A 2683-nucleotide genomic window follows, 5' to 3' on the forward strand; every position below is an offset into this window, starting at 1 on the left:
GATTAGAATAACGGTCTCGTGGGCTCGGAGATGTGTATAAGAGACAGGCTCAAGAGAGGCATCAAACGAAAGTCCTGCAGAAAGCCCTAAAGTCAAAATATCCAGCATTTCAGGAAGGCTCCGCAAACCTTCTGAGCGTCGCAGCGCCAAGCGCGATTGACGACGCACGTCCGCAATGAATGGCAAACGCTTTTCCACACGCTGACTCAACTGATTGAAAAAACGCTGAGACGGCAGCTCCCGAGCATCCTTTTGGGGCGAGCCTAATACCCAAACTCCCGCTAAATTGCTTATGCCCGTTGCACCAATAAGCGCAAGTGTGGCTACATCCATATCAAATCACCCCTTTCATCAAGCGCCGTACAATAAAGAGCGCCAATCCGTCCATAAGCAATGCAACAATCACGCTTCCTGCGCCTGCTGGGGTGCCAAGTCCTGCTTGAAAATCTGGAGAGAGTAAAGAGAGCAAGGCCACCATGGTGAGTGGAAGGAGACAAACAATCCTCACCGAGAGTCGAACTTGTGCCGTTTTAACTGCCAAAAGCCGTTCAAGTTCACCTTGCTTTTCTGCAAGTTCTGCAGATGTTTGCAAGAGACTACGCAAGGGGCTACCCGTGCGTTGAGATACGAGCAAAGCAGTAATTACGAGACCCATACGAGGAACTACGAGCTCGTCTTCTAGCAGGCAGAGCGCTTCTTGTACTGAATCACCGCAGCGCAGACGCATGGCAACATGCGAAAAAGCTTCAGCTGTGGGGCCCTGTCCATGAGATCCCACGTAATCAATTGCCTGCGCAAGCGTCTCGCCAGATGACAAAGCCAACGCGAGAGCGCGCAGGGCATCAGGCATTTCTTTAGCAAGATGTATCTCACGCTTGCGCCTAGAGGCTGCATCCCAAATTGGTAGCGCTGCTGCTAGAGCAAATACCGGAACACTCATACCAACAAGTGAGCGAGAAAATAACAGACATATAAAAGCTGCAGCGCCATCTGCCAACAGCAATGCAGCGCAGGCTTGTTCTCTACTAAGTAAGGGCTTTAGCTGTGAGAGCCGACGGGCAAGCACATCAGAAGCCGCTTGCCATGCTTGCAACTTAAGGAGTACAGGTACAAGTCCTGCTTGAGAACATATGTCGCAGACATGAACAAAGTGGCGCCAAACAACTCGCAAGCGAATGCTTGCAGGAGCGAGGAGCTGCGCATTGCCACGATCTATGAGTACAAAGCTAGCAGCCCAGGTAAGAATGCCGCAGCTTGCGCAAAGAGCTAAGCCAGCATATGTCGCCATCGTGTTACCTCCTCTATGTCAATCACACCCTCTTCCATACCTTGTGCAATAAAGTCTGGCTCTCGCTTGAAAGTCCATGTATCAGATGCCATGTCATAGGAAACGCACTCATCCAACCGAACGCCTCCCGTAGAGCCGCGGCCAACTTCAGACATCGCCGTAATGCGGCGCTGACCTGAGGGCAAACGCCTGCCCATCACAATAAAATCGAGGGCACTGGTGATTTGTTCTTCAATGATGTCAGCAGGCAAATCCATGCCAAACCGTGCCATCAATACCAAGCGCAGTACCGCTTCCTCAGCTGTACCTGCGTGTAGCGTGGTGAGTGAACCATCATGGCCAGTATTCATTGCCTGCAACATATCAATTGCTTCACCACCACGGACCTCACCAACAACAATCCGATCTGGTCGCATACGCAAGGAGTTCTTGACTAAATCTCGAATGGTAATAGCGCCAGAGCCTTCAATGGATGCATCACGTGCCTCCAAGCGCACTACATCTGGATGCGCCTCAAATCTCAACTCGGCAGAGTCCTCAATAGTCACAATTCGCTCACCGATACCAATCTCACAAGAAAGCGCATTGAGTAGCGTAGTCTTGCCCGAGCCGGTACCCCCTGCCACAGCGATATCTTGTCGTAGGCGTACCGCCCAACTCAGCAACTTGGCATACCATTTGGGCAATGAGCCAAGACGCACCAGCTCTGCCAAAGAAGTGATGCGATTAGAAAACTTTCTAATCGTCATAGAGGGGCCGTCAATTGCAATAGGGGCAGCCACGGCATTAACACGATCACCATTGGCAAGTCGGGCATTAACTATGGGGCTCGCACGATCGAGGCGGCGACCTAAAGGCGCCAATATTCGATCAATTACCACCATGACCTGCTCTGCCGAATCAAAAGCCAGCTCAGAGGGATAGATTTGCCCTTCTTTTTCAAAGAAAAGCGCTTTGGGACCGTTAACCATTACTTCGGTGACGCGCTCATCATCAAGCAGGCTTTGCAGGGGACCCAACCCGCAAATCTCATCAAGAACCTGCGTAATGAGCAGCTCGTGTTCCTCAGCAGAAAGCCCCAGATAAAACTGACCATGTAGAAGGCTTTGACAACATACGCGCAACTCGGATCGAGCCAAAGCCACGTCAGTGCCACCCACAAGCTGAGACATAGTCTCAAGCCCTAAACGATCGACCATATCCCGTTTGAGTTGCCAACGCAGCTTGCCGAGGCGTTCTCGTCGTGCTTTGTCCTCTGCCGTCTCGCCTTGTTGACTATCACTAAGTTTTTCTTGTTCCAAAACTCTCTCAAGGACGCTCATGAGCACACCTTCTTTCGAAAGAGTCTGAAAGGTCGGCGAGAAGCTTGTGGATCAATAACAGCCTCCTGAGCTG

2 protein-coding genes and 1 pseudogene are annotated in these 2683 nt (G+C 51.2%); all 3 read right to left on the reverse strand.

The genetic code is table 11. The annotated features are described in order from the left end of the window. Positions 1-333, reverse strand: a pseudogene (locus Q0X25_RS08335) (hypothetical protein); the annotation flags it as partial. A 1-nt stretch (position 334) separates the two neighbouring features. After that, the gene (locus Q0X25_RS08340) at positions 335-1288 is read right to left on the reverse strand and encodes a type II secretion system F family protein (protein WP_298581192.1); all 954 of its coding nucleotides are present in this window, start codon (positions 1286-1288) and stop codon (positions 335-337) included. Then, complete coding sequence (locus Q0X25_RS08345) at positions 1267-2610, reverse strand: CpaF family protein (protein ID WP_298581194.1); 1344 nt, start codon at positions 2608-2610, stop codon at positions 1267-1269. Before Q0X25_RS08345 ends, Q0X25_RS08340 begins: the two co-directional genes overlap by 22 nt. Positions 2611-2683 lie beyond the last annotated feature (73 nt).

This window comes from uncultured Olegusella sp., assembly GCF_947253395.1.
Lineage (GTDB): Bacteria > Actinomycetota > Coriobacteriia > Coriobacteriales > Atopobiaceae > Olegusella.